Raw genomic sequence first — 25,961 nt, 5'->3', positions numbered from 1 at the left:
AACTTTATCCTATTCTGATCATTTTTTTTCTCTATCCCTAAAATTTTGATTGTTTTTTTTTCTCGAGGCGATTAGTTTCTTTAATCTGTCGTCATCTAACTTTGACAATCTCTACAAAAACACAAAAAAATCAACAAAAATTTACCTGATTGACGCGCAGAAACTTCTGCTCATCAGGCTTTGAGCGATTAAAACTACTCTTTAATTGAGGAAGATTATCAATAATTACAACCTCAAAAAGTTGTCGGCAATCGCTAAATATTAACAGGATTTCTAAGTAATTATACCCAGTACCTAGAGGACAGTTAGACAGCCGTGAACTCTAGATAAATTAGGTCTAATTACTCAGTAATTATTGTTGAGATTTTTGGCTTGTGAACGATTATTTTCCCCTTCAAGAATTATGGTTATTGTTGCCATTAAAACGATGACGTTCTGGAAATAGCGTGACCAATAACTGATTGATATAGACCTTTCCGACCACCGATGCTTGATTCGGTCGGTTAGTAGTAGATGCTTGTTCTCTGGTTTCCGGAGGACTGGCCTCGGCGACCATTTCCTCGCTATCCCAAGGACTGGCCACGGTTTCGGCGACCACTTCCTCCACAGACGGGACTGGGGACACTTGACTGACTACGGGTTGCGGTTCCGGTAAAGGGGGTCTTTCCGGTTCCGATGGGGTCGCTGACACCTCGATGGTAATTTGACGGGAAGTATCTCCGATCAGGGAACCGGACGGCACGAGCGACATCGCTGCCACAGAAGCATTAAAAATCGTTGTGGTTGACCCAATACAGGCATTCTCACCGATTTCACCCCGACCGACGACCAGAACACCTGTACCCAAAATTGCTCCCGCACCGATAGCAATAACACCCTGATAGGCGGTTAAAATTGTTCCCATACCCAGGCAAGCACCCGCACCGATAATTATTTGGCTATTGGGGGCTGCTCGGAGAATCACCCCCGGAGCCACGATCGCACTCTCATGAATGGTGACATCACCATTGACATAGAATTCCGAGCGGCTAATAGGTTGAACGGGGGGTAAGGACATAATTGACAGTTACTCAGTGATCAGTGATCAGTGAGCGGGGGTTAGGGGGTAGGGGTTAGAGTTTCCGGTATTTTTCCCGGTCTGCCAACACCTAACACCTATCTCCCTTCACCGATCGCCGAGTCCTGAAATTAAGGGCGTTGAATAATCGATTCGAGAACACGGCGTTTCGCTTGGGAGTCAATCCCGATCAGACGAACGTATTCCCCTTGATGGTCGCGCAGACAGGTTTCTAAAGCGGCCACCACATCGGATTCGCGACTGCTCTCGATCGGGGTGCAGCTTTGCCAAGAACTGGTTTTAAAACGACGTTTATCCGCGTGTTCAGCCCCGATTTTGTGACCTTGGTTCAATAAAGAACGAATCTGAGCGATCGTTTCTGCGGTTAAGGTACTGGTTAAAGTGGCAGTACCGCCGCCAGAAGAACCAGAAGCATAGCTTTTGAAACTCGGTTCAGCAACGGTGGCGGTTTTACCGTTGCCATTGCTAGCCACCGAACCATCGGGACGCTGGATCACCGTTTCTAAAACCCGTTTTTTGGCTTTAGCATCGATACCGAGTAAGCGGACGTATTCGCCGCTATGTTCCCGTAAACAATCTTCCAAAGCAGTAATTACATCAGATTCGCGATTGCTTTCGATCGGGGCGCAACTCTGCCAAGAACTGGTTTTAAACCGGCGTTTATCCGCGTGTTCGGTGCCGATTTTGTAGCCTTGGGCGAGCAGGGAACGAATTTGAGCGATCGTTTCCCCACTTAAGCTACCACTGCTGCTATAACTGGCTCCGTTACTAGCGGGGGCGCTGTAGCTGCTGGCTTTGCAGCTGCCGTTACTAGCGGGGGTGCCGCCGGGGCGGTGAATAATCATTTCGACGACCCGTTTTTTCGCTTGCGGGTCGATCCCGATCAGGCGGACGTACTCATCGCTATTTTCAGTCACGATCGCTTCGATATCGCGAATGATGCCCGCTTCGCTCTTGGTTTCGATCGCAGGTCCAGTTAACCAAGAACTGGTTTTAAACCGGCGTTTATCCGCGTGTTCGGTGGCGATTTTCAGTCCTTGGGCGAGCAGGGAACGCACTTGTACGGACAGGTCGGAATGACCGTTACCGTTGCCATGACCGCCGTGGACGGCGGTGGTGGTGCGGGCCGGTTCTCCCGGGGTGTCTTCGGGGCGCTGGATAATCATTTCCAGTATGCGCCGTTTAGCGGCGGGATCGACTCCGATCAGGCGGACGTATTCGCCTTGCAGGTCTCTCAGGGAGGCTTCTAGGGATTGGGATACCTGTTCTTCGCGGCCGCCGTCGATAAAGCCGGCACTTAACCAAGAACTGGTTTTAAAGCGGCGTTTGTCAGCGTATTCGATGCCGATCTTGTAGCCTTGGGAGAGGAGGGAGCGAACCTGCGCTCGAATGTTTGTATTTAAACTCATAGGTGTCACCGAATTTCTATATAGCGTCTCATTAGCGATGTTTATAGCGGCTGCTGGTGCAGGAGTCGCTGGGCTGTGGGCTTTGACCGGGACGCTGGGGGCGAGGTCGATATCGACAATGTGACGAGTGAAGGCTCGATCGATTTCTGTGACATCGGGTAAGCGATCAGCCTGTTGTTGGCTGGTGATCACGGAACCGGATGGCACGAATTTACCGGCGGGGATTTCCACGTCTTGAACGAGGGCGTGCATCATGACGATGCAATCGGCCCCGATGCGGGCATTAAAGACGGTGGAGCGAAAACCGATAAAACAGCGATCGCCCACATAGGCAGGCCCGTGAATGAGTGCCATGTGGGTGATGCAGCTGCCCCGGCCGATCCACACCGAATATTCTCGGCCGTCATCTCCCACCACACGGCTTTTTTCTAAACCGTGGATGATTGCTCCGTCCTGAATTTTGCTGTCGTCGCCAATGTGAAAGGGGGTTCCTTCATCGGCGCGGATGGAAGTCCCCGGAGCGATCACCACTCGCGCCCCGATCTCGATAGCGCCACTGAGGTTAGAGAAGGTGTGGACTTTGGCACTCTCGTCTATGCGCGTTTCCTCTGGGGATTTGGTCCGCTTTTTCGGACTAGCCGCCGTTGTGCGGACGACCATAGTTAGTCTTCCTCCATACTGAATTTGGCTGGCTGGTTGTTAATTAACTGTGTTTGGGTTCTATCGATGTTTAACCGGATTGACGAAATTCGTCTCTCTTGCTGTAGAGGGTGCGATTTTCTACGGTTATAGTGTCAATAATCCCCACCACCATCGCGTCAAGGGGGCGATTGTTCTGTCCGTCTTCGATACGGGCGGCTCCTCCCCGGGACACTAGCACCCATTCATTAATCCCCGCTCCGACAATATCACCCGCTACTTCATATTTAGGCAAAAGTTGCCCTTGGGCGTCGATGAATTGCAAAAGCAGAAGTTTCACTCCCGTCATACTGCGCGGTTTCAGGGTGCTAACGACGGTTCCGCAAACTTTGGCAATTTGCATGGAATTTGTTTACACTAAAAGTTAGTTGCGCTCTAGATTCGTCTTAAAGGTTGTGGGTTAACACTTTCACGAAACTGTTCCACGGCTTCTGTATAACGAATGGGAAGAACGTATTCGAGGTTTTCGTGGGGACGGGCGATGATGTGGGTCGAGAGGACTTGACCACCTTTAACACGATTAGATGCCGCTTCTGTCCCCGCCGATACGGAGGCCTGTACTTCCGAAACGTCCCCCCGGACGATGACGGTGACGCGACCACTACCAATTTTTTCGTAACCTACTAGGGTTACGCGGGCGGCTTTTACCATGGCATCAGCCGCCTCGACGACGGCTGGGAAACCCAAGGTTTCCACCATGCCCACTGCAATTGACATAATATTTTTGTCTCCTAATGGTTGGCTTTCTTCGACTCTATAGATGCTGACCCCGATTAACGGTGTTTAATAGCTGCGGAATTGCTCTACTTCTTCGGTGTAGCGAATGGGCAGCACGTATTCGAGGTTTTCGTGGGGACGAGCGATGATATGGGTAGATAGCACTTGTCCTCCGTTAACCCGGTTGGCGTTTTCCACTCCGGCAGCCACAGAAGCTTGCACTTCTGAAACGTCTCCCCGGACAATGACAGTGACGCGACCACTACCGATCTTTTCGTAACCCACTAGAGTCACCCTGGCGGCTTTGACCATGGCATCGGCCGCTTCCACAACGGCGGGAAATCCTAGGGTTTCAATCATTCCTACTGCAATTGGCATTTTTTTGTTCCTCGCTTGTCAAGCCAAACTAAACTATTAATCTCGTTAGCGTTATCAATTTTGTTTCAGTCAAATTCTTTCCTTGTTACTTTTCCTGCTCTAGCTTTGGTGGCAGTCGGGATCGTGGCAAGGTGGGGGTAAGACCATCCTAAATTTTATCTCGATCGTGACCGTTTTCATCCACTAATTTTATTTTCTAGGGCTGGTTGGTAAAAATTTGACGAGTCAGGCAAAATTATCAACCTAAAAAAAGCATAGGAAACTATGACACCTTTGACAATATAAAACATTATGATTATTTCTCATCTTCAGGTTAACGAAAGTTAATCATTCCTTCCTTTCCCCCATCAGCCTCAGCAATTATCGGGAGATTTAAAGCGAAAACCCTTGCTAAGAACGGATTTTCGCTTTAACTTCTCTCTTGGCGGCTTGCTTGTCTTTGCCAGATTTATTGGCAGATAAAAGCCTATTTTTCGCTGATTTCGGCTTTTTTATAATTTTTTTATACTATATATGGCTGGGGTGGGGAGTGGGGTGAGGGGAGTGGGAATTATAAATTATGAATTATGAATTATGAATTGGGAGCATTCCACTTTTGCCATAAGCAATTATACTTAGATGCAAAATGCTTAGATGGCAAGCCTTTTCGGTAGTTCTGGGAATTATAAATTATGAATTATGAATTATGAATTGGAAGCATCCCAATTTTGCCATAAGCAATTGTACTTAGATGCGAAATGCTTAGTGGGATGCTCCCTATGAATTGGGGAGAGAGGGGAGCCTTTTTCAGTGATTAGTAAACAGTGAAATGAAAACTCACCTCTGATCACTGGTAACTGATCACTGATAACTGATTCTAGCGATCGATCTCACCTTCGTAGGGTTGGACACCGATCGAGGGATAATTATCGTGGTTAGGGCTGAAAACTTCTAACACTGCATGAGCTAACTTTTGGAAAAAGTCGGGACTCTCGTGCAAGGATTTAAGTGCCGCTTCTAATTCAGGACGGGAGAAATCGAAGCCTTGCGAGCGAGCTATCTCTAGTAATTGCTGAGGATCTTGGGTTGAGCGCATTTTTTGACCCAATTCTTCGTTTTTAGCGGCTAAGGCGAAGAAGTCGAACACTTGATTTTTAGACATATAAATACTTTTCCTTTGATGATTAAAGGTGTGGCCTCTGGGGTGTGGAGGTTAAACTGCCTAGTTATGGTTTATTTTTATCCTACCAGTCAGGAGATATCCTCAAAGCAAAAGTTTCGTTTTTATTTGCCTGTATGGCTGAGTATGCTTTTTCTGGGAAGTGGGGTGTGGGGTGTGGGGTGTGGGGTGTGGGGTGTGGGGAGAATAAATAAAAATAATCTCCTCAATCCTCAATCCTAACTTTTTGGCCATCGGGGCAGGCCATAGTCAGAGGATAAATAGCCTAAAATAGAAACCTGCACTCTTGTTTCTGTAGCCAGCATCATGAATAAGTCCCCACGTCGTTACCATATCACCACCTTTGGTTGTCAGATGAATAAAGCTGACTCCGAACGCATGGCGGGTATTTTAGAAGATTTGGGGTTTCAATGGTCTGAGGATGCCAACGAAGCCGATTTAATCCTCTACAATACCTGTACAATTCGCGATAATGCCGAACAGAAGGTTTATTCCTATCTCGGCAGACAGGCTAAACGCAAACAAACTCAACCCGATCTTACTCTAGTGGTCGCTGGCTGCGTTGCCCAACAGGAAGGTGAACAATTATTAAGACGGGTTCCCGAAGTGGATTTAATTATCGGTCCGCAACACGCAAACCGTTTGGGAGACTTATTACAACAAGTTTTTGACGGTTCCCAGGTGGTGGCCACCGAACCCATCCACATCATGGAAGATATCACCAAACCGCGCCGGGATAGTAATATTACCGCTTGGGTGAACGTCATCTATGGTTGTAATGAACGCTGTACCTATTGTGTGGTTCCGGGGGTGCGCGGGGTGGAACAATCGCGCACTCCTGCGGCAATTCGAGCAGAAATGGAACAATTAGGACAACAGGGTTATCAAGAAATCACCCTTTTAGGTCAAAATATCGATGCCTACGGACGGGATTTACCCGGAGTGACGGCAAGCGGCCGACATCTGCACAATTTCACCGATTTACTCTACTACATTCACGATGTGGCTGGCATTGAACGTCTCCGTTTTGCCACCAGTCACCCCCGCTATTTTACCGAACGTTTGATTAAAGCTTGTCAGGAATTACCTAAAGTTTGTGAACATTTTCATATCCCTTTTCAATCGGGGGATAATGATATCCTCAAGGCCATGAAACGGGGCTATACTCAGGAAAAATACCGACAGATTATTGCTAATATTCGCAATTTAATGCCGGATGCTGCCATTAGTGCCGATGCGATTGTCGGATTCCCCGGAGAAACAGAGGCACAGTTCGAGAATACTTTAAAATTAGTCGATGAGATTGGTTTTGATCAATTAAATACGGCGGCCTATTCTCCCCGTCCAGGCACTCCGGCTGCTATTTGGGATAATCAATTAAGTGAGCAGGTAAAAAGCGATCGCCTACAAAGATTAAATCATTTAGTGGCCACAAAAGCCGCCGAACGTTCCCAAAGATATTTAGGCCGAATTGAGGAAATTTTAGTGGAAGACGTTAACCCTAAAGATGCTAGTCAAGTTATGGGAAGAACTAGAGGCAATCGCTTAACTTTCTTCACGGGAAATATTGAGGAATTGCGCGGCACATTTGTTAAGGTTAAAATCACCGAAGTGCGTCCCTTTAGTTTGACGGGAGTGATCTTTTGAGTAGTGGTGCAAAACTAATTTCTTGGTTAGGAGAGGCAATAGGCAATAGGCAATAGGCAATAGGCTTCGGCCGTGAGCTCAGCCGAACGGCAAAAGGTAGTTAAATATGTGTAACTAATTTTGCTTAGGTACTTAATAGTTAACAGTGACCCCTCTTATTCAGGGGGATCCCCCCGCCTATCGGCACCCCCCTTATCAAGGGGGGCAGGGGGGATCAAAGGCAAAATCTATCTTCAATTTGATTATAACTAATTACTTATTTTATGGATATTATCGCTATTTTGCAGCAAGATTATCAAAGATTTCCCCTCGATCAAACCTATGACATTTATGCTGATAACGTTTATTTTCAAGACCCTCTCAATCAATTTCGGGGGATTAAACGCTATCGGGAAATGATTGGTTTTATGAGTCAATGGTTCCAAGCTATCAAGATGGATGTCCACGCAATTGAACAGCAGGGAAATATTATTAATACCCGTTGGACATTGCACTGGACAACCCCTTTACCTTGGCGGCCTCGCATCGCTATTTCTGGACGCAGCCAATTAACTCTCGATGACAATAATCTGATTATTTCTCATATTGATTATTGGGATTGTTCGCGCTGGGATGTGCTGCGTCAGCATTTACCTTTTCCCGGTTCTTAACTACATTTTTTAACCAGAAAATGCCGACCAACGAGCACTCGTTTGCTTGACAAAATCCTGTAAAAATGCTAGGCGCTGATTTTGTTCCCAGACCTGTTTAACTTTATTCTGCAAACTCGTCCAATTCCAATCATTATTCAGTTGCTCGTTAATTTCCTGTTCTTGGAAATATTCAACTAAACTTAAACCAGCTAAACGAGTTAGATAGGCTGCCCCAATTCCCTGCACTGTACCACCGGCAATATAAGTAATCGCATTTCCCTTGAGAATCGTTCCCAATGCCTGGGTTGTCACCTCTACCATGCCCAATTGTACCATCATTTTCCCCAGGGTAGTCATGGCTGTTTTTGCTTGTTCAAGGGACATTTTTTGTTGATAAATTGCCCCTAAATCCACTAACATTTGAGCGTTAGTGGCTGCCGCTAAAACTAAATCTAGGGCCGCAAGAGGATTAGCAAAAGTGGCAGTAGCGGCTATCCATTGGTATTGTTCGATAACAGGTAAAGCCTTTTTGCGTCGGGATTGATTGAGTAATTGTTTGGTTTCCTTGACTAATTCGAGCGCTTGTCGCCAGATAGTTCCCAGAACTAATTCGGACTTTTCTTGTTCGATAATTTGTCGGAGATAATTATCTAGATTATCAATAACAATAGCTTGGGGTTCCGTCCATTCCTTGATTTCTCCATTGCTTTGATGTTGACGAACTTTTAGGGGTTCAGGGGCAGCGGCTATGGCTAAAATATGATGAGCGGGAATAGTTTCTTTTAGTCTTTGTTTCAGGGAAAGGAGTATTTCTTCTCTGGTTTCGGCGGGTAAACGATCCTGTTTATTCAGTAACAGGATAACACGCTGGTGCATTTGATCGAATTGCTGGAGAATTTGCCATTCGGAATCGTTTAAATCCCCATTGATCAGATACAAAACTAAGTCGGCTGCCAGAGCTTTTTTCTGGTTAGCGGTGGAGTCGAAAGTTAGAAGCGGTTCCGTTTCCAGAAAAGCGATAGATTCCCCAAAGTTGCCGTTTTCTAGTAGTTTTTTTAGGGCAGTTTTACCAGTTTTTCTAGCACCAGTAATGGCAATTTTCAGGTCTTGGCGACTAAATTCTTGATTTAATTGGGTTAAACTGGTTTTGAGAGGGGTTAAGTCTTGATTTGGGTCTTCTTTGCCCAGATAATTAATTATCTTCTCGGCTTTGCTAATCGCTTGTTTAACCTTTTCTAGACTCAGGGGAGTGGGATGGGAAAAATCGATTTTCGTGTTGGGTTTTTGCCAAAACCAGATACCAGCACCAAGAGCAATCGCACCGAAAATACCCCATGAACCGATTTCGCTCAGTGTACTATTGAGAGTTTCCCCCAGGGTGAAAGCGATGGTAATGCCTATCCCCGTCACTAAAATCGGTTTACCCAATCTTACCGTCATTTTTCCTCATCCTCGCCAACTGCTGTGATTATTCTAGCTTTTTTGTGCTGGATTTCATCCCAAACTCAACTTTTTAGCCGACAATTCCTCGCAGGTGTCCCGGCCGCTCTTGCCTAAAAGGCCCTAGATATGTCATAATGATCGATTGCGTGTAAATTTACCCGATCCCCTGTTGTTATGGCTAGTAAAAAAGGCGTTCGCCTAATCATCACTGTAGAATGCACGGAATGCCGCAGTAATCCCGATAAGCGTACCCCCGGCGTTTCTCGCTACACCACCAGCAAAAACCGTCGCAATACCACCGGCAGACTGGAAATCAAGAAATACTGTCCCCACTGCAATAAGCACACCGTCCACAAGGAAATTAAGTAAGCACACTTTAGTTAAAAAGTCAAGCAATCTTTACAAATCTATGAGCTACTATCGTAAACGTCTCTCCCCCATCTCCCCCAGTCAACCGATTGACTACAAAGATACCGAACTCCTCCGCAAATTCATTACCGAACGCGGCAAACTTCTACCTAGACGCATCACCGGTTTAACTTCTAAACAACAGCGAGATTTAACGGAAGCGGTAAAACGGGCCCGTTTAATGGCTTTATTGCCTTTTGTCAACCAAGAAGCCTAAATTCAGTGATCAGTAATCAGTAATCAGTGAACAGTGATCGCTGAAAATAACACATATAAGTAATAGGACAAAATTAACTTCTTGGTGAGGATAGGCACTCATGGAAGAAGTAATTGGATATGTGTAATTAATTGTATCTAGCTACTTAACTTAAAACTTAAACCTGATAACTGATAACTGATAACTGGTCACTGATAACTGATAACTGATAACTGATAAGCGATCTCAGTATATTGGGGTTGCTTTCTCGTTTTTGCAAAGAAATATATCGAAATGGGCAGCGGATAGGAAAATTCGTGCGAGAATCTAAAGAAATTGTTAAATCGCCCTAGGAGTAGCCAACGATTTTGTGATTATCGATCCAAATCCACCAATTAGCACAAGGGGAGGCTCTTATGGAAAAGCAGCCATCAGAAATCGAGATCGAGCTAGATGCACAGCTAAAAGAGGAGGATTCCGAGCAGTTTCTGCGTAGTATATTTAATTCCGTGCAAGCGTCGATTTTTGTGGTGGACGTGCTGGAAAATAGAGATTTTCGCTATGTGGGAGCAAACCCCGTTCATGAACGCTGGACAGGATTGCGTTCATCGGATATTAAAGGCAAAACTCCCGAACAAATCCTTCCCCCTGATGATGCGCGTAGTGTGCGGCAACATTATAGTGACTGTGTGCGTTACGGAACGACTATTTCCTACGAACAGTATTTACCTTTTCAAAATATACCCTACTGGTGGCTAACGACTTTAACACCCCTACGGGATAACAATGGAAGCATCTATCGTTTGGTGGGAACCAGTACCAATATCACCGAACGCAAACAGGCCGAAGAAGCTTTAAGATTACAAGCAGAACGAGAACAACTACTGGGGGTAATGCAGGAAAGAATCCGGCAATCGTTGGATCTTGATCGCATTTTGCAAAGAACCGTTAAAGAAGTGCGACAATTTCTCAACTGCGATCGAGTGTTAATTTATCGTTTATTCCCCGATCGTAGTGGCATGATTGTGGTGGAATCCCATACTGCGAGGATTAATTCTGTCTTAGGAAACAGGATCCTGGATCCCTGTTTTAATTTATCCCCAGAACGTCTGGAAAATTATCGTCGCGGGAGAATTCAGGTTATTGAAAATGTCCATAATTCTGGACTTGATCCCTGTTATCGCAGCTTACTCACCTCTTTGCAAGTACAGGCTAACCTGGTGGTGCCAATTATCTGCGATAACCAACTTTGGGGGTTACTAATTGCCCAAAACTGCCAAAAAACTCGTCCTTGGCAATCCCAAGAAATCGATCTGCTCAAACAATTAGCCATTCAAGTGGGAATTGCCATTCAACAAGCGGAACTGCACCAACGGGTAAAATGCTTGAATACTGCCTTAGAATCGGAGGTTCAGCAAAGAACCGCCGAATTGCAGATGACTTTGAAGTATGAAGCATTAATCGGACGGATTACCGAAAAAATTCGCGATAGTCTCGATGAAAATCATATTCTGCAAACTACCACTAGGGAATTAGTGCAGGTTTTACCCGTAGAAAGGGCCCAAATTGAGCTTTATGATTCCAGTCGCAGCAAAGCCACCATTGTCCACGAATATACCACTCAAGAGCTTATATGTCAGGGAATTACCCGTCAAATTAGCGATTTTCCCGAAATCTATCAACCGCTGCTGCACAAACAAATTTTACAATTTGTTGATCGTCTTCCCCTTGGTAATCCGCAAATTGGTCGTGTTAACCGTTGCGCTTGTGCTATCTTTGACGATCAGGGCTTTTTGGGCAATCTTTGGCTAATTCGACCAGCTAATCAGATTTTTAACTCCTTAGAAACTAATTTGATTCAACATATTGCCACCGAATGTGCGATCGCTATTCGCCAGGCGCGACTTTACGAATCTTCCCAAGCACAAGTGAGGGAATTAGAGAAACTGGAAAGATTAAAAAGCGAATTCCTGAAAACCCTTTCCCATGAACTGCGAACCCCGATTACCAGCATTCGTCTAGCGGTGGAAACCCTAGAAAGTCTCCTAGAAGATCAAGGAATCGAGATCGATCCAGAGGATTCGATCGGTCAACTGTTGCAAATTCTTAACATTGAATCTCAGCGTCAGAGTAAGTTAGTTAATGATCTGTTGACTTTAACCTATCTGGATGCGGAAACCGAACCCCCGGCGATCGAAGCGATCGACTTACTTTCTTGGCTACCCTTATTAGTGGAACCTTTTCGCACTCTCACCCGCGAGCGACAACAGCAGTTAATTTTAGATATAGATGGGGATATACCGGAGATTAACACCAGTCTGTGTCATATCGAGCGCATCATAGCGGAATTACTGACCAATGCTTCCAAATATACCCCAGAACAAGGAATAATTCGGGTAAATGTGAGGCGTGCGGACGAGCAAATATTAATTAGTGTGAGTAATTCAGGGGTAGAAATCGTCCCAGAGGAATTATCAAAAATATTCGCCCCTTTTTATCGCATTCCTAACCACGATCCCTGGCGCTACAGTGGTACTGGTTTAGGTTTAGCTTTGGTCGGCAAACTGATTAAACCCCTGAATGCTACCATCGATGTCACCAGTGCCAACGCTGTCACCACTTTTACCCTCACCCTGCCAATCTAGTCGAGCAGAAAACTTTTTAGAAAAAAACCTTGCAATTATTTCGAGGGCGTGCTATGTTGATAAAGGACTGAAAAAAGCCGAGATAGCTCAGTTGGTAGAGCAGAGGACTGAAAATCCTCGTGTCCGCGGTTCAAATCCGCGTCTTGGCATCGGAAAAACAATAAAATTTGCCCTGTATTTACTTTCTAGTCTGCTAGGTTTTGTAAATGCAAGAATAGGCGGTGAGAATGCGTCTTAGCTTATCAGTGATGATACGGGCTGCCTATCTTCGCTCGGATTTGGATTTTCAGTTCACTGATAACTGATAACTGATAACTGATAAGTCTCCCCAACCAGCAATTACTTTTTGATTTTGGGCTTGACGTAAGCGGTCACGGATTAAGATAATCTAACAAGTATGTACGACAATGAAATCCTAGACTCTAGCAACTCCTTAAATAATCCTCTCGATGGGAGCGATCCGGATCAAGCAGCGGAAATCCCCCCCGATCCCGAGGAAATGCTTTCATTGCTTACTTCTGCTCATGTCAGCGAGAGGATGATCGCGGCCCGCGCCTTTTGTGAATTGCGTGACGAAAGAGCGATCGCACCTTTACTAGAGATGTTAAACGATGTCTGTCCCCTAGTGCGTGTCAGTGTCGCCTATGCTTTGGGACGAAATCCCAGTCTTAGCGCCGTGGAGCCTTTAATCGATTTACTAGCCAGGGATTGGAATGGTTACGTCAGAAAAGGGGTAGTTTGGGCCCTGGGTAACTGTGGCGATCGCAGAGCGATCGAGCCTTTGGTTCATGCTCTCAAAACCGATATTTCGGCGGTGCGATTATGGGCTGCCAGTAGTTTGGCTCAGATTGCCAAGGTCAATTATGAAGATATCATCACCGTGTTGCCACCTTTAATTGAAGGATTGCGCCGAGATTTAATTGCAGCGGTGCGGAGTAATTGCGCCTGGTCAATTGGTCAATTATGCCGAGAATTGCCCTTCAATGTGATTTATGCCACGGCGATCGATGCTTTGATCGAGGCCTTGGTGGAAGATGAGGATTTAGGTGTCAAGGAAGATGCTAGGGGTGCTTTATTAAAAGTGGGCGACCCGAGAGGATTACAATTGATCGAGGAATTAGAGCTTGAAGGAATTATCTAAACCGCTAATTTTGGGCGTTACGGGGGCATCAGGGCTGATTTATGCCGTGCGTACCCTCAAATATCTACTTTTAGCCGACTACACGATCGATCTAGTGGCTTCCAAATCAGCTTACACTGTCTGGCAAGCAGAAGATAATATTCGGATGCCGCCAGAACCGGAGCTGCAAGAACAATTTTGGCGCAGTCAATGCGGGGTGATGGAAGGGGGAAAATTACGCTGTCATCGTTGGGGGGATGTGGGGGCAACGATCGCCAGTGGTTCCTATCGCACCCTTGGTATGGTAATTATTCCCTGTAGCATGAGTACAGTGGCTAAATTAGCGGGGGGGTTAAGTTCCGATTTGCTAGAAAGAGCGGCGGATGTGCAGATTAAGGAGGGCAGAAAATTGGTTTTAGTGCCGCGAGAAACCCCTTTTAGTTTAATTCATCTGCGTAATTTAACCACTTTAGCCGAGGCGGGCGTTAGAATTGTGCCAGCAATACCGGCATGGTATCACCATCCCCAATCGATCGAGGATTTGGTCGATTTTGTCATCGCTCGTACTCTCGATCAGTTAGATATCGATTGTGTGGCCATTAATCGCTGGCAAGGACATTAACAGTTATCAGTTATCAGTTATCAGTTATCAGATGTAAGTTTTAAGTTAATTAGTTAGTTAGTTATCTTTATCTTTATACCTGTTTACTGTTTACTGATCACTGTTTACTGATCACTGTTTACTGATCACTGAGTCAAGGGAGGTAAAAATGGGCTGGATTATGGTCTTATTTGCGATCGCTGTAGGCGGATTACTGATCTGGCAGAATCTGGGGGTGATCACTTTGGTCTTTTTTGGCGGTATGATGACGGTAAAACTGCCCCTAGCGGTCTGGGTGTTGCTTTTTACCCTAGCGGGAATTATCAGTGGTTTAACCCTGCAATTTCTCTATGGTTTTGGTCGTCCTTTGGCTGCCCCAAAAGCCTCCCCTCGTATAGGAAATAATCCTACAGTCCCACCGCCATCTCCCCGACCTACCTATATTCAAGATTCTGCTCCGTCTCCACCGAGTAACGATTGGGAAAGAGATAGCGGTGATGATTGGAACTTTGATACACCCCCCCTTCGACGTAGCTCAGGGCAAGCCGAAAAACCGACCACCATTCAGGATCGGGAAGAATTCTCGCCTAGGGTAGCTGATGGGGAAAGAGTTGATTTTGTCAAGCCACCAAGTGACAGTTCTCAAACCGGCTCGGTTTATTCCTATAGTTACCGCACAGCCAAGCAGACTCGCGGGGAAAAAGCCGATCAAGTGTACGATGTCAATTATCGGATTATTACGCCCCCCGCCGAGGATCAAAACGAAGAACGGGAAGTAAACAAAGGGGATGAGGAAGAGTGGATTTAACTTTGACAGAGACAGAAACAGTGCCGATCAGCTAAAATTTGATAAAAAGGCGGTAAAAAAAGCCTAAAAAACTTAATAATGCCCAAAACAGCTAATTGGGGCTTGCTCAATAAATCTAAAAACCTTGTTGGGTAAGACTTTTAGACTTTTTGGAAACCAAAAAGTACCAGCTCTGGGAGTGATCGGGTGGAAAATTCAGGTACTTTTTCCCTGAAAATTAGGTAATTGACCAGATGAAAATCGCTAAAACCCTACACCCTACACCCTACACCCTGCCCCCACCGAAAAACTTTTTGCCGCAAACCCTAATTATGTCCCTCGTTGGCTCTCTGGTTCGTTAAAGAAAAATCTAGGCTAATCCGATAATAACCTACTTGCAAATCCTGCTAGGGGGGTTTTATCTGTTAAAATTTCTTGTCGTCGTGAAGTGAAGCGGGAAGAATATGCGAATTCTATTTGTGGGTGCCGAGGCCGCTCCAATTGCCAAAGTTGGGGGAATGGGGGACGTAATTGGGGCATTACCGAAAGTCTTGCGTCAGCTAGGTCATGATGTGCGGATTTTTCTACCCTACTACGGTTTTCTTCAGGAAAAAATGGACATCCCTTCCGAACCCATTTGGTCAGGATTCGCCATGTTTCAGGATTTTTCAGTCTATGAAACGGTTTTACCCGATACGGATATTCCTCTCTACCTCTTTGGTCATCTAGCTTTCTCTGGACGCAGTATCTACGGAGGCGAAGATGAGGCCTGGCGATTTACCCTATTTGCCAATGGTGCGGCGGAATTCGCCTGGAATTACTGGAAACCGCAAGTTATTCACTGTCATGATTGGCATACGGGCATGATTCCCGTCTGGATGCACCAAGACCCCGATATTAGCACCGTTTTTACTATCCATAATCTCGCCTACCAGGGTCCTTGGCGCGAAGCATTAGAAAAAATGACTTGGTGTCCTTGGTATATGCAGGGCGATAATACCATGGCCGCGGCGCTTCAATTTGCTAATCGCGTCACGACTGTTTCTCCCACCTATGCCCGTCAAATACAAACCCCCATTTATGGCGAAAATTTAGAGGGATTATTGTCCTATATTTCCGGCAATCTGGTGGGGATTGTCAATGGCATCGATACGGAAGTGTATAACCCGGCTAAAGATGTTTATCTTAAGCAGAATTTTACCCCAGAAACCATCGAAAAACGTCTGGCTAATAAAATTGCCCTGCAAGAAGAAGTGGGGCTACAGGTCAGCAGAAATGCCTTTGTCATGGGGATGGTGACGCGTTTGGTGGAACAAAAAGGTATTGATCTAGTGATGCAAATTTTAGATCGCTTTCTCACCTATACTGATGCACAATTGATTATTTTAGGTACAGGCGATCGCTATTATGAAACCCAACTATGGGAGATGACTTCCCGTTTCCGGGGGCGAATGTCCCTGCATCTTCTCTATAGTGATGCCCTTTCCCGTCGCATCTATGGGGGGGCCGATGCTTTGTTAATGCCTTCCCGTTTTGAACCCTGTGGCATTTCCCAATTAATGGCCATGCGTTACGGTTGCATTCCCATGGTACGCCGCACCGGTGGTTTAGTCGATACGGTATCTTTCCACGACCCGATTCAGGAAAGAGGAACAGGATTTAGTTTTGATCGCTATGAACCTTTAGACCTGTTTACCTGTATGATCCGGACTTGGGAAAGTTTCCGTTATAAACAGGATTGGCAAAAACTACAGCAACGGGCAATGACTCAAGATTTTAGTTGGTATAAATCCGCTTTGGAATATCTCAAAATCTACAAACAAATCACCGGACAATCCGATCAATTATCCGATGAAGAAAAAGATAAATTTGTCGCCCTGACTAGCAGTTAAATCCTCCTTGATTAGGGGTGAAGATCTATCACCCCTACTGGCTAGAAATTAATCGGTAACGGCATTGAGAAGAACTTCCGCTAGGGTCATATCTTCCATATCATCGATAGTAATTGTGTCAACGATATCGAATTTGGCCCCCGCCGATTCTAGTTGATCGTCTAAAGCTTTAAGAAATTCGGTTGCTTGTCGATCATGGCCTACTTGAATCAGAGAAATGGCTAATTCTTCATCCCTATCGAGTTTTCGAGAAGCTTCGATAATTTGACGCATCACCGCTTTGCGATCATCTGGTTCTCCGTCGGTAATCACCAGAATAGTTTCTCCGTTGGGTTTAGTTTTGCCAGCAGTTTTGCGCTGAAAATAATTATTGAGGGCATCTTGAAGCACAGCTGCCAGGTCTGTCCTCCCCATGGGTTCATTTTCTTGATAAATTTGTGTCACCTTATCGGAAGTAACATTATCATAGCGTCGGAAACGTCCGGAAAAAAGATAGATAGTGATGCCGTCGGGATCGAATTCCTCGCACTTTCTAGCCAAGGCGAGGGTGGATTCTTGGGCAATTTGCCAACGGGTTTTCTCGCTGGGTTTATCAGCAGTGGACATACTGCCACTTTTGTCAATAATCAGAGTATAATCTCTGTTTTCTACCATAGGGGCTATACCTCCAAGCAATTTGCGCTCGTCCTAGTCTAATAATTATTAAACTCTAGGATGGAAACTCCACCTCGATCGACTAGGGTTTTTTAACTATTGGGGGAAGGAGACAGCGTAATCAACAGCAGAAACTATCGCCAGAAAACCGGTCGGGCTAAAATGAAAAAAGTATGAAAATTATTTCCTTAGCCGATGAGTGATAGCCAATCGATCGCCTCAACCGAAAAAAAGCCAGATCAGCCACCTTCTTGGAGTTTTTGGACGGTGTTTAGTTCCACCTTCCTAACCATATTTTTTGCTGAAATCGGCGATAAAACCCAATTAGCCACCCTTCTCATCAGCGCCGAATCCCAATCCCCCTGGGTGGTTTTTGCCGGGGCAGCCAGCGCTTTAATCGCTACCAGTCTCCTCGGTGTCCTGATCGGTTATTGGATTGCGCGTCGTCTTTCCCCGAAAACCTTAGATATCGGTGTCGCTATCCTTCTCCTTTTGATCACTGGTTTACTCATCGGCGATATTCTCTAAGCAATCAGTGATCAAGAGTCAGGAGTCAGGAGATAGGAGACAGGAGACAGGAGATTATTTCTATTTATTCTTCCGACACCCCACACCCCACACCCCACTTCCCCACTTCCCCATCACCCATCTCCCTAAAATTTATGAATTGGCAATTATTCGGACTGACATTTATCACGGTTTTTTTGGCAGAAATCGGCGATAAAAGTCAATTAGTAGCGATAGCTCTCGGTGGCAGTTCCAAATCACCCAAAGCTGTCTTTTTTGGCTCAATTACCGCCTTAATCTGCACCAGTTTCTTAGGAGTCCTTGCGGGCGGCAGTATGGCGCAGTTATTTCCCGCTAAGATATTAAAAGCGATAGCGGCCATTGGTTTTGCGCTGCTTGCTGTCCGGCTGCTTTGGCCAGATTCGGATTGATAATTAGGGTTTGCGGCAAAAAGCTTTTCGGTGGGGGCAGGGTGTGGGGTGTAGGGTGTGGGGTGTGGGGTGTGGGGTGTGGGGTGTGGGGTGTGGGGAGGTGGGGAGGTGGGGAAGTGGGAAAGCTGTCTCATCACCCTATCACCCCAAAACCCTATCACCCTATCTCCTGTCTCCTGCCTCCTGTCTCCCGACTCCTGTCTTCTGTCTCCCGACTCCTGATAGCTAAAAAACTGAGGTAAATTCCAGAAAAATAATTAATTTTTGGGAAAAAAGTAGCGAAAACTACAAAAAATATCTAAAAAGTAGCGAAAATTACAAAAAATCTGCTAACCTAGCCGTAATATCACACAGATATTCGTAGAAAGATTCCCGAAAATCTCCTCAGCAAAAACATCCGTGTGAAGTAGCTAATATTGTCAGCGAGGTTAGTTCAAGATCATCATGTCAAATTTAGGACGACGTAAATTTCTCCTGTACGGTTCTGCCACTTTGGGAACCAGTATTCTGTTAAAAGCTTGCGGTGGCCAAAACCAAACCCCCACGGCTAGTCCTAGCCCAGCTGCTAGTCCCGCCCCGGCTTCTGGAGAGACGATTAAGGTGGGTATTCTGCACTCCCTCAGTGGCACCATGGCCATCAGTGAGACCAGCGTGGTTGATGCGGAAAAACTGGCGATCGAGGAAATCAATGCCGCCGGCGGTGTTCTTGGTAAACAGATCGAGGCAGTGGTGGAAGATGGCGCTTCCGATTGGCCAACTTTTACCGAAAAAGCCACCAAACTGATCGATCAGGACAAAGTTGTGACCGTCTTCGGTTGTTGGACTTCCGCCAGTCGTCAGGCAGTTTTACCCGTGTTTGAAGCCAAAAACCATATGCTCTGGTATCCCGTCCAGTACGAGGGTCAAGAGTGTTCTAGAAATATCTTCTACACTGGTGCTGCCCCCAACCAGCAGATCGAGCCGGCAGTGACTTGGTTGCTGGAAAATAAAGGGAAAAAATTCTTCCTCGTCGGTTCCGACTACGTTTTTCCCCGCACTGCCAACACGATTATTAAAGAGCAGTTAAAGGCGAAAGGCGGAGAAACCGTGGGCGAAGACTACCTACCCCTAGGTAACACGGAAGTTACCCCGATTATCACCAAAATTAAGCAAGCTTTACCCGATGGCGGCGTTATTTTCAACACCCTCAACGGTGACAGTAACGTGGCTTTCTTTAAACAACTGCAAGCGGCCGGTTTAACTCCCGATAAATATCCGGTCATGTCGGTGAGTGTTGCCGAGGAAGAAGTTAAACAAATTGGTAAGGAATATCTCCTCGGCCAATACGCTTGTTGGAACTATTTCCAAACCGTAGATACCCCCGCTAACAAAAAATTTGTTGAGGCTTTTCGAGCTAAATTCGGTCAGGAGCGCGTCACTAACGACCCGATGGAGGCGGCCTACATCATGGTCTATCTCTGGAAGCAAGCGGTGGAACAAGCGGCAACCGCCGATGATCTCGACAAAGTTCGCGCCGCGGCCGTAGGACAAAAATTCGATGCTCCCGAAGGACCGGTGGAAATGTTCCCCAATCATCATATCTCCAAAACCGTCCGCATTGGTCAGGTGAGAGATGATGGTCTATTTGACATCGTTTGGTCAACTCCGGGAGTGGTGGATCCGCAACCTTGGAACCAATTTGTCCCCGAAACTAAGGGCTTTGCCTGTGACTGGACGGATCCGGCCAAGGGCGGTAAATTCAAAATGGAAAAATCCTAGTTTTAGGAGTTTTTCCGGACAGTAACGAGAGTGAGGTGGGCATTACTGTTCACCCCACTTTTTAAAGCTTAAAAATGCACAGGAATAAAGAAAAGTGTCAGCATTATTGGAAGGATTGTTTAATGGTATTAGCATCGGTTCTGTGCTATTGCTGGCCGCTTTAGGACTAGCGATTGTCTTTGGACTGATGGGGGTAATTAATCTCGCTCACGGTGAGTTAATGATGTTAGGGGCTTATACTACTTTTGTGGTGCAGAATATCTTTAAAGGTTTTGAAGATATTTATATTTTAAATGTCTTTCAAGCTTTCCGTATTTCTCTCTTTGATACTTATGTTTTATTCGCCCTACCGATCGCTTTTTTAGTGTCGGGATTGGCGGGATTATTATTAGAAAGGGGGGTGATTAGGTTCCTCTACGGCAGACCCCTAGAAACGCTGCTGGCCACTTGGGGAGTCAGCTTAATTCTGCAGCAATTTGTCAGAAGTGTCAACGGCTTATTAGTAATTAGTTTAATAGTTTTCTGTCTGTTATTTTTTGGGGCGATGACGCTGTTAAGTCGTCGCCTAGATTGGGAGAGAATTCGCAATTTAGCTATCGGTGTCACCCTGCCTTTATCCCTAGCTATCGCTGGATTATTAGGCTATCTTTTATCTTTTAATCCGGTTCTCGCTAGACCCTGGTTTAGTGCCAGAAACGTCGATGTCACGGCTCCTGCTTGGTTACGGGGAGGTTTACCTTTACCCGGGTTTCAAATGCCCTACACCCGTCTATTTATTATCATTTTAACTGCCCTTTGTTTGTTAGGAACCTATTGGTTTTTAAATAAATCTTCTTGGGGTTTACGCATTCGTGCCGTCACCCAAAATCGCCAGATGAGTGCCTGTTTAGGCATTCCGACAAATCAAGTGGATGCTTTGACTTTTGCCCTCGGTTCGGGATTAGCTGGAGTTGCCGGTTGTGCGATTAGTTTCTTGGGTTCCGTCGGTCCAAATGTGGGACAAAATTATATTGTTGATACCTTCATGGTGGTGGTGGTGGGGGGAGTGGGTAATCTCCTGGGAACTATTATCGCAGCCATGGCCATCGGTGTGGCTAATTATTTAATTGGTTCGGGAACTTTTGCCCTGATTTTTGGTTCCGTAGAAGCACTAAAACCCCTAACAGATTTCTTCACCTTTTTCTCCACCACTAGCATGGCAAAAGTGATGATTTTTGCTTTAATTATTGCTTTCTTGCAATTCAAACCTGCGGGAATTTTTCCTCCTAAAGGACGTACTGCCGAGTTATAGATTATGATTACCGAAACCATCACTAGAAACGAATCCCGACAACGGGAAAAGAAAAAGTTAATCACGGAAATCGCTGTTATTGTTGGTTTAGTGGTCATCTTTGCGGTGTTGCTGCCCTTAGCTTTGTCGGCTTTCCGCTTGCGTTTATTGGGGCGATTTCTTTCCCTCGCTATTGTCGCTTTGGGGATAGATTTAATCTGGGGTTATACGGGTTTATTAAGTCTCGGTCATGGCATCTTTTTCGCCCTCGGTGGTTACGCTTTGGCCATGTACCTAAATCTTCAGTTACCCCCCGGACAAATGCCCGAATTTTTTACTCTCTACGGGGTGACAGAATTACCTTTTATTTGGCAACCTTTTTATTCCCTACCTTTGACAATTCTAGCCCTAATTATCGTACCAGCGATCGTGTCGGCATTATTGGGTTATTTAATCTTCCGCAATCGCATTAAAGGGGTTTATTTCTCGATTTTGACCCAAGCGGCTTTACTGGTATTTTTTAACTTTTTTAACGGTCAACAAAAGTTAATTAACGGCACTAATGGCTTAAAAACCGATACCCAAACAATTTTCGGGTTGCTGGTGGGTTCCGATGCCGTTCAAGTGGCCTTTTATTTACTCACAATTGTCTGTTTACTTGCTATTTATCTCCTCTGTCGTTGGTTAACTACAGGCAGATTTGGGCGCTTGTTAGTCGCCATTCGCGATGATGAGGTGCGGGTTCGTTTTTCTGGTTATGATCCTACTTGGTTTAAGGTGTTAGTTTTTGCCATTTCTGGGGCGATTGCTGGTGTTGCCGGCGCTCTTTATACCGTGCAAACGGGAATTATCACCCCTAACTCTATGGATGTGGCTTTTTCCATTGAAATGGTGATTTGGGTGGCTGTGGGGGGACGTGCTACCCTCGTGGGGGCAGTTGTCGGTACTTTATTAGTACGCATGGCCCAAACTTTTTTAAGCGAACAATTTCCGGAAGTCTGGGTATTTTTCCAAGGGGCCCTATTCCTAATTGTGGTGACAGTGCTTCCCGATGGTCTTCTCGGTGGAATTAAACGTTTGCTGACTCATTTTGGTTTCCGCAAAACTTTAATTACCTATCCTAGTATTGAGGAAGCTCCAGAAGTGCAACTGGAAAGAGAAGAATTAGAGCATAAGTGATCTTAGCTATCAGTTATCAGTTATCAGTTATCAGTTATCAGATGTGAGTTTTCAGTTCACTGATTACTGCTGACTGTTCACTGAAAATACTTCCCAATTCCCTCTTAGAAATTATGACTGGAAAAATCTTAGAAATCGAGAATCTTACCGTTAGTTTTGGGGGTTTTAAAGCTCTCAATAATCTTAATTTCAGTATGGATACGGGAGAATTGCGGGTGATTATCGGTCCCAATGGTGCGGGAAAAACCACTTTTTTAGATGTGATTACGGGGAAAGTGCAACCCACCATCGGACGGGTATTATTTAAAGGTCGAGATCTCCGCAAAATTCCCGAATTTGCGATCGCTCGTTTAGGTATTGGTCGCAAATTTCAAACTCCCAGAGTATATTTAAATCTAACTGTCCGAGAAAATCTCGATTTAGTTAGTAATCGCAATAAAAATGTTTTCTCAACTCTTTTCGGTCGTCCTCCGCTAGAAGATAGCAGAAAAGTTATTGGTTTATTGGAAACTATCGGGTTAACTGCTAAAGCTGATTTACCCGCTTCTTTACTTTCCCACGGCGAAAAACAACGCTTAGAAATTGGCCAATTAGTGGCCCAGTCACCAGATTTACTGCTAGTAGATGAACCCGTAGCAGGATTAACCGATGAGGAAACGGAAAACGTGGGTAATTTGTTGTTAAATCTAGCGGAAAGTCATTCAATTATTGTCATCGAACACGATATGGAATTTGTCCGGCAAATTGCCCGCAAAGTCACGGTTTTACACCAAGGAACTGTTCTATGTGAGGGGAATATGGAGCAAATTCAAAATGATCCGAAAGTTATTGAAGTTTATCTAGGTTCCTCGGAAGAATAAAAAGTCAAAGGATTAAAATTAGTTAAAAAGGGTTGACAATGTTACACATATCTGATCTCAATGTTTACTACGGAGAAAGTCATATTTTAAGAGATGTTGATCTTAACATTAATGCGGGAGAAATGGTCTGTTTAATCGGACGTAATGGCGTGGGTAAAACTACCCTATTAAAAACCTTGATGGGTATCTTAAAACCGCGAGCGGGAGTAATTAATTATGAGCAAGAAAACCTGATTAATAAAACCTCAGATCAAAGAGCCAGATTAGGACTGGGTTATGTGCCGCAGGGTAGGGATATTATTCCCCGTTTAACGGTAAAAGAGAATTTAATTCTCGGTTTGGAAGCTTTACCCACAAGGAGAAAAAATGCCACAATTCCCGAAGAAATCTTTGATTTATTTCCCGTTTTAAAAACCATGTTATCGCGGATGGGAGGAGATTTAAGCGGTGGACAACAACAGCAATTAGCCATCGCTCGCGCCTTAGTGGGGGAACCAAAATTATTAATTTTAGATGAACCCACGGAGGGAATTCAACCGTCAATTATTCTCGAAATTGAAGCGGCAGTGCGGCGTATTGTTGCCAGCAAAGGAATCGCCGTTTTATTAGTAGAACAACACCTGCATTTTGTCCGCCAAGCTGATCGATATTACGCCATGCAGAAAGGGGGAATTGTTGCTTCCGGTTTCACAAGTGAATTAAGTCAAGAAGTCATTCAGCGATTTTTGTCGGTTTAAACTTAACTTTTTCCTTGATAAGTAGGTAGGCGTTAAAAATTATCAGACACCCCCCTTATCAAGGGGGGATTAAGGGGGGATCGGCACCCCCCTTATCAAGGGATATCCCCCCGCCTATCGGCACCCCCCTTATCAAGGGGGGATTAAGGGGGGATCGGCACCCCCCTTATCAAGGGATATCCCCCCGCCTATCGGCACCCCCCTTATCAAGGGGGGATTAAGGGGGGATCAAAGACAAAATCTATCTTCAATTTAATTATAACCACTTACTTATATGACTCAAATAGTCGTAATTGGTGGCGGGGCAGCGGGATTTTTTGGCGCAATTAAAGCGGCAGAATCTAACCCCAAAGCTGGCGTTACTATCCTAGAAGCGGCAAAAGAACCTCTGGCGAAAGTGCGGATTTCGGGAGGGGGACGCTGTAATGTCACCCATCATTGTTTTGATGTTTCCCAATTGGTTAATTATTATCCTCACGGTGGCAAAGCACTACGGGGAGCTTTTAGTCGGTTTCAACCCCAAGATACTATTAAATGGTTTGAATTGCGAGGGGTAAAACTCAAAACAGAAGCGGATGGACGAATGTTTCCCAGCACCGATAATTCTGAAACTATTGTTAATTGTCTGCGGGAAAGTGCGACTTTTGCTGGGGTTGATTTAAGGCTAAATTCACCAGTTAAATCGGTAAAAAAACAGGAGGAAAGTTTTTTAATTGAATTAAAAAGAGATGAGCAAATTAGGGCAGATAAGCTTTTAATTGCTACGGGAAGTAGTCCTTTTGGTTATCGCACCGCTCAAGATTTGGGTCATTCTCTAGTCTCTCCTGTCCCTTCTTTATTTACCTTTCAAATTGCCGATCCTCGTCTGCAAGATTTGTTAGGGGTTACTGTGGATAAAGTGCGAGTTCGTCTTGGGGGAAGTAAATTAGAACAAATCGGACCTTTGTTAATTACCCATTGGGGAGTCAGTGGACCTGCTATCCTAAAACTCTCTGCTTGGGGAGCGCGGGTACTTCACGAGCATCATTACCGAATGCCTTTAATCATTAATTGGTTGGGGGATTATCATCCTGAAAAATTGCGAGAAATTATCTTACAAACTAAAAGTGAATATCCCAAAAGAAAACTTTTTAATTATTGTCCCTTTGAGCAGTTACCTAAGCGTCTTTGGCAGAGTTTATTAAGTTACTTGACTGTTAACTCGGAAACTCCCTGGGCCGAATTGTCTAAAAATACTCTCAATCGATTGATGATTGAATTACAGCAAGGGGAATATCAAATCAAAGGAAAAGGGGTGTTTAAGGAGGAATTTGTCACCGCTGGGGGAGTGAATCTTCAGGAAGTGGATTTTAAAACTATGGAAAGTAAAATCTGTCCGGGGTTATATTTTGCCGGGGAGGTACTAGATATCGATGCAGTTACGGGGGGATTTAATTTTCAAAGCGCTTGGACCACTGGTTATCTCGCCGGACAAGCTATGGGCAATAGAAGGGTGTAGAGAGCGCTGGAGAGGGGGAAGTGGGGAAGTGGGGAACCTTTTTTCAGTAAACAGTAAACAGTGAACTGAAAACTCACATCTGACAACAAGGGCCGAATCTAAGACCTAATTGGTTAAGCTAAAAGCTTTGATGTGCTTAGTTTCTAACCTTCTTTTTAGGTAGGAGAATTGTCAGATTCTGTCTTTTGCCTCTTGCCTGTTGCCTCTTGCCTTCAGAAGCTGATAACTGACTCCTGAATACTGAATACTGCCTTCG

General features: G+C 45.2%; 25 protein-coding genes and 1 tRNA gene. 18 read left to right on the top strand and 8 right to left on the bottom strand.

Annotated features, from left to right (window positions below; all coding sequences use genetic code 11):
* Positions 1 to 394 precede the first annotated feature (394 nt).
* The 6 genes from ccmN to IM496_RS01305 all read right to left on the bottom strand — a co-directional run bounded on the left by ccmN (position 395) and on the right by IM496_RS01305 (position 5,422).
* Entirely contained in the window at positions 395 to 1,057 is a 663-nt protein-coding gene (gene ccmN, locus IM496_RS01330) for a beta-carboxysome scaffolding protein CcmN (protein ID WP_194015093.1), read from the bottom strand.
* A 131-nt stretch (positions 1,058 to 1,188) separates the two neighbouring features.
* Positions 1,189 to 3,147 carry a RuBisCO small subunit-like domain-containing protein gene (locus tag IM496_RS01325; protein ID WP_287661008.1) on the bottom strand — a complete coding sequence of 653 codons (1,959 nt, stop codon included), beginning with the start codon at positions 3,145 to 3,147 and terminating at the stop codon, positions 1,189 to 1,191.
* Positions 3,148 to 3,217: 70 nt separating this feature from the next.
* Positions 3,218 to 3,529 carry a beta-carboxysome shell vertex protein CcmL gene (gene ccmL / locus IM496_RS01320; protein ID WP_002741688.1) on the bottom strand — a complete coding sequence of 104 codons (312 nt, stop codon included), beginning with the start codon at positions 3,527 to 3,529 and terminating at the stop codon, positions 3,218 to 3,220.
* A 32-nt stretch (positions 3,530 to 3,561) separates the two neighbouring features.
* Entirely contained in the window at positions 3,562 to 3,903 is a 342-nt protein-coding gene (locus IM496_RS01315) for a carbon dioxide-concentrating mechanism protein CcmK (protein WP_002733426.1), read from the bottom strand.
* Positions 3,904 to 3,969: 66 nt separating this feature from the next.
* Entirely contained in the window at positions 3,970 to 4,281 is a 312-nt protein-coding gene (locus IM496_RS01310; protein ID WP_002734613.1) for a carbon dioxide-concentrating mechanism protein CcmK, read from the bottom strand.
* Between the two features lie 856 nt (positions 4,282 to 5,137).
* The gene (locus IM496_RS01305; RefSeq protein WP_002741693.1) at positions 5,138 to 5,422 is read right to left on the bottom strand and encodes a Nif11-like leader peptide family natural product precursor; all 285 of its coding nucleotides are present in this window, start codon (positions 5,420 to 5,422) and stop codon (positions 5,138 to 5,140) included.
* Between the two features lie 324 nt (positions 5,423 to 5,746).
* On the opposite strand from IM496_RS01305, the gene miaB reads away from it, so the two are divergent.
* Positions 5,747 to 7,087: a tRNA (N6-isopentenyl adenosine(37)-C2)-methylthiotransferase MiaB gene (gene miaB, locus IM496_RS01300; protein ID WP_287661007.1), complete on the top strand. Its 1,341-nt coding sequence runs from the start codon at positions 5,747 to 5,749 to the stop codon at positions 7,085 to 7,087.
* Between the two features lie 263 nt (positions 7,088 to 7,350).
* The gene (locus IM496_RS01295) at positions 7,351 to 7,737 is read left to right on the top strand and encodes a C6orf136 family protein (protein ID WP_194015396.1); all 387 of its coding nucleotides are present in this window, start codon (positions 7,351 to 7,353) and stop codon (positions 7,735 to 7,737) included.
* A 9-nt stretch (positions 7,738 to 7,746) separates the two neighbouring features.
* Here the strand turns inward: IM496_RS01295 and IM496_RS01290 are convergent, their stop codons facing one another.
* Positions 7,747 to 9,159: a slr1306 family protein gene (locus IM496_RS01290; protein ID WP_287661006.1), complete on the bottom strand. Its 1,413-nt coding sequence runs from the start codon at positions 9,157 to 9,159 to the stop codon at positions 7,747 to 7,749.
* 177 nt (positions 9,160 to 9,336) lie between these two features.
* Here IM496_RS01290 and rpmG point away from each other — a divergent pair, with 177 nt between their 5' ends.
* From rpmG to glgA, 8 genes are all read left to right on the top strand, one after another.
* Positions 9,337 to 9,531: a 50S ribosomal protein L33 gene (gene rpmG, locus IM496_RS01285; RefSeq protein ID WP_002734724.1), complete on the top strand. Its 195-nt coding sequence runs from the start codon at positions 9,337 to 9,339 to the stop codon at positions 9,529 to 9,531.
* 40 nt (positions 9,532 to 9,571) lie between these two features.
* Positions 9,572 to 9,787, top strand: coding sequence for a 30S ribosomal protein S18 (gene rpsR / locus IM496_RS01280; RefSeq protein WP_002732313.1), 216 nt, complete (start codon positions 9,572 to 9,574; stop codon positions 9,785 to 9,787).
* Positions 9,788 to 10,182: 395 nt separating this feature from the next.
* Positions 10,183 to 12,411, top strand: a complete 2,229-nt coding sequence (locus IM496_RS01275) for a sensor histidine kinase (RefSeq protein WP_287661004.1) — start codon at positions 10,183 to 10,185, stop codon at positions 12,409 to 12,411.
* Between the two features lie 76 nt (positions 12,412 to 12,487).
* A tRNA-Phe gene (locus IM496_RS01270) sits at positions 12,488 to 12,560 on the top strand.
* A gap of 248 nt (positions 12,561 to 12,808) precedes the next feature.
* Positions 12,809 to 13,552: a HEAT repeat domain-containing protein gene (locus IM496_RS01265; RefSeq protein ID WP_104398396.1), complete on the top strand. Its 744-nt coding sequence runs from the start codon at positions 12,809 to 12,811 to the stop codon at positions 13,550 to 13,552.
* Positions 13,536 to 14,153, top strand: coding sequence for a flavin prenyltransferase UbiX (locus tag IM496_RS01260; RefSeq protein WP_194015402.1), 618 nt, complete (start codon positions 13,536 to 13,538; stop codon positions 14,151 to 14,153). Before IM496_RS01265 ends, IM496_RS01260 begins: the two co-directional genes overlap by 17 nt.
* Before the next feature lie 148 nt (positions 14,154 to 14,301).
* Positions 14,302 to 14,940, top strand: a complete 639-nt coding sequence (locus tag IM496_RS01255; protein ID WP_287661002.1) for a LapA family protein — start codon at positions 14,302 to 14,304, stop codon at positions 14,938 to 14,940.
* Between the two features lie 443 nt (positions 14,941 to 15,383).
* Positions 15,384 to 16,811 (top strand): glycogen synthase GlgA, encoded by a 1,428-nt coding sequence (gene glgA, locus IM496_RS01250; protein WP_287661001.1) that lies wholly within the window; start codon positions 15,384 to 15,386, stop codon positions 16,809 to 16,811.
* A gap of 48 nt (positions 16,812 to 16,859) precedes the next feature.
* Here the strand turns inward: glgA and IM496_RS01245 are convergent, their stop codons facing one another.
* Positions 16,860 to 17,465, bottom strand: a complete 606-nt coding sequence (locus IM496_RS01245; protein ID WP_002733700.1) for a vWA domain-containing protein — start codon at positions 17,463 to 17,465, stop codon at positions 16,860 to 16,862.
* Positions 17,466 to 17,660: 195 nt separating this feature from the next.
* Here IM496_RS01245 and IM496_RS01240 point away from each other — a divergent pair, with 195 nt between their 5' ends.
* The 8 genes from IM496_RS01240 to IM496_RS01205 all read left to right on the top strand — a co-directional run bounded on the left by IM496_RS01240 (position 17,661) and on the right by IM496_RS01205 (position 25,705).
* Positions 17,661 to 17,993 (top strand): TMEM165/GDT1 family protein, encoded by a 333-nt coding sequence (locus IM496_RS01240; protein ID WP_287661000.1) that lies wholly within the window; start codon positions 17,661 to 17,663, stop codon positions 17,991 to 17,993.
* A gap of 134 nt (positions 17,994 to 18,127) precedes the next feature.
* Complete coding sequence (locus IM496_RS01235) at positions 18,128 to 18,403, top strand: TMEM165/GDT1 family protein (protein WP_002732425.1); 276 nt, start codon at positions 18,128 to 18,130, stop codon at positions 18,401 to 18,403.
* A gap of 444 nt (positions 18,404 to 18,847) precedes the next feature.
* Positions 18,848 to 20,161 (top strand): urea ABC transporter substrate-binding protein, encoded by a 1,314-nt coding sequence (gene urtA, locus IM496_RS01230; protein ID WP_194013558.1) that lies wholly within the window; start codon positions 18,848 to 18,850, stop codon positions 20,159 to 20,161.
* Between the two features lie 94 nt (positions 20,162 to 20,255).
* Entirely contained in the window at positions 20,256 to 21,452 is a 1,197-nt protein-coding gene (locus tag IM496_RS01225; protein ID WP_287660999.1) for an ABC transporter permease subunit, read from the top strand.
* 3 nt (positions 21,453 to 21,455) lie between these two features.
* Positions 21,456 to 22,610 (top strand): urea ABC transporter permease subunit UrtC, encoded by a 1,155-nt coding sequence (gene urtC, locus IM496_RS01220; protein WP_287660998.1) that lies wholly within the window; start codon positions 21,456 to 21,458, stop codon positions 22,608 to 22,610.
* A gap of 113 nt (positions 22,611 to 22,723) precedes the next feature.
* A complete protein-coding gene (urtD, locus tag IM496_RS01215) occupies positions 22,724 to 23,470 on the top strand; it encodes an urea ABC transporter ATP-binding protein UrtD (RefSeq protein ID WP_002777291.1) in 747 nt (248 codons plus the stop codon).
* A 38-nt stretch (positions 23,471 to 23,508) separates the two neighbouring features.
* Complete coding sequence (urtE, locus tag IM496_RS01210; protein WP_194013554.1) at positions 23,509 to 24,207, top strand: urea ABC transporter ATP-binding subunit UrtE; 699 nt, start codon at positions 23,509 to 23,511, stop codon at positions 24,205 to 24,207.
* Between the two features lie 274 nt (positions 24,208 to 24,481).
* Positions 24,482 to 25,705 (top strand): BaiN/RdsA family NAD(P)/FAD-dependent oxidoreductase, encoded by a 1,224-nt coding sequence (locus tag IM496_RS01205; protein WP_287660997.1) that lies wholly within the window; start codon positions 24,482 to 24,484, stop codon positions 25,703 to 25,705.
* Positions 25,706 to 25,961: the final 256 nt, after the last annotated feature.

The organism is Microcystis sp. M049S2 (assembly GCF_020245625.1).
Lineage (GTDB): Bacteria > Cyanobacteriota > Cyanobacteriia > Cyanobacteriales > Microcystaceae > Microcystis > Microcystis ichthyoblabe_A.
This window is presented reverse-complemented; position numbering and strand designations above follow the sequence as displayed.

Excerpts from the sequence above, each read along its gene's own strand:
- ccmN (WP_194015093.1), bottom strand. The coding sequence starts at position 1,057 with ATGTCCTTACCCCCCGTTCAACCTATTAGCCGCTCGGAATTCTATGTC.
- IM496_RS01325 (WP_287661008.1), bottom strand. The coding sequence starts at position 3,147 with ATGGTCGTCCGCACAACGGCGGCTAGTCCGAAAAAGCGGACCAAATCC.
- ccmL (WP_002741688.1), bottom strand. The coding sequence starts at position 3,529 with ATGCAAATTGCCAAAGTTTGCGGAACCGTCGTTAGCACCCTGAAACCG.
- IM496_RS01315 (WP_002733426.1), bottom strand. The coding sequence starts at position 3,903 with ATGTCAATTGCAGTGGGCATGGTGGAAACCTTGGGTTTCCCAGCCGTC.
- IM496_RS01310 (WP_002734613.1), bottom strand. The coding sequence starts at position 4,281 with ATGCCAATTGCAGTAGGAATGATTGAAACCCTAGGATTTCCCGCCGTT.
- IM496_RS01305 (WP_002741693.1), bottom strand. The coding sequence starts at position 5,422 with ATGTCTAAAAATCAAGTGTTCGACTTCTTCGCCTTAGCCGCTAAAAAC.
- miaB (WP_287661007.1), top strand. The coding sequence starts at position 5,747 with ATGAATAAGTCCCCACGTCGTTACCATATCACCACCTTTGGTTGTCAG.
- IM496_RS01295 (WP_194015396.1), top strand. The coding sequence starts at position 7,351 with ATGGATATTATCGCTATTTTGCAGCAAGATTATCAAAGATTTCCCCTC.
- IM496_RS01290 (WP_287661006.1), bottom strand. The coding sequence starts at position 9,159 with ATGACGGTAAGATTGGGTAAACCGATTTTAGTGACGGGGATAGGCATT.
- rpmG (WP_002734724.1), top strand. The coding sequence starts at position 9,337 with ATGGCTAGTAAAAAAGGCGTTCGCCTAATCATCACTGTAGAATGCACG.
- rpsR (WP_002732313.1), top strand. The coding sequence starts at position 9,572 with ATGAGCTACTATCGTAAACGTCTCTCCCCCATCTCCCCCAGTCAACCG.
- IM496_RS01275 (WP_287661004.1), top strand. The coding sequence starts at position 10,183 with ATGGAAAAGCAGCCATCAGAAATCGAGATCGAGCTAGATGCACAGCTA.
- IM496_RS01265 (WP_104398396.1), top strand. The coding sequence starts at position 12,809 with ATGTACGACAATGAAATCCTAGACTCTAGCAACTCCTTAAATAATCCT.
- IM496_RS01255 (WP_287661002.1), top strand. The coding sequence starts at position 14,302 with ATGGGCTGGATTATGGTCTTATTTGCGATCGCTGTAGGCGGATTACTG.
- glgA (WP_287661001.1), top strand. The coding sequence starts at position 15,384 with ATGCGAATTCTATTTGTGGGTGCCGAGGCCGCTCCAATTGCCAAAGTT.
- IM496_RS01245 (WP_002733700.1), bottom strand. The coding sequence starts at position 17,465 with ATGGTAGAAAACAGAGATTATACTCTGATTATTGACAAAAGTGGCAGT.
- IM496_RS01240 (WP_287661000.1), top strand. The coding sequence starts at position 17,661 with ATGAGTGATAGCCAATCGATCGCCTCAACCGAAAAAAAGCCAGATCAG.
- IM496_RS01235 (WP_002732425.1), top strand. The coding sequence starts at position 18,128 with ATGAATTGGCAATTATTCGGACTGACATTTATCACGGTTTTTTTGGCA.
- urtA (WP_194013558.1), top strand. The coding sequence starts at position 18,848 with ATGTCAAATTTAGGACGACGTAAATTTCTCCTGTACGGTTCTGCCACT.
- urtC (WP_287660998.1), top strand. The coding sequence starts at position 21,456 with ATGATTACCGAAACCATCACTAGAAACGAATCCCGACAACGGGAAAAG.
- urtD (WP_002777291.1), top strand. The coding sequence starts at position 22,724 with ATGACTGGAAAAATCTTAGAAATCGAGAATCTTACCGTTAGTTTTGGG.
- urtE (WP_194013554.1), top strand. The coding sequence starts at position 23,509 with ATGTTACACATATCTGATCTCAATGTTTACTACGGAGAAAGTCATATT.
- IM496_RS01205 (WP_287660997.1), top strand. The coding sequence starts at position 24,482 with ATGACTCAAATAGTCGTAATTGGTGGCGGGGCAGCGGGATTTTTTGGC.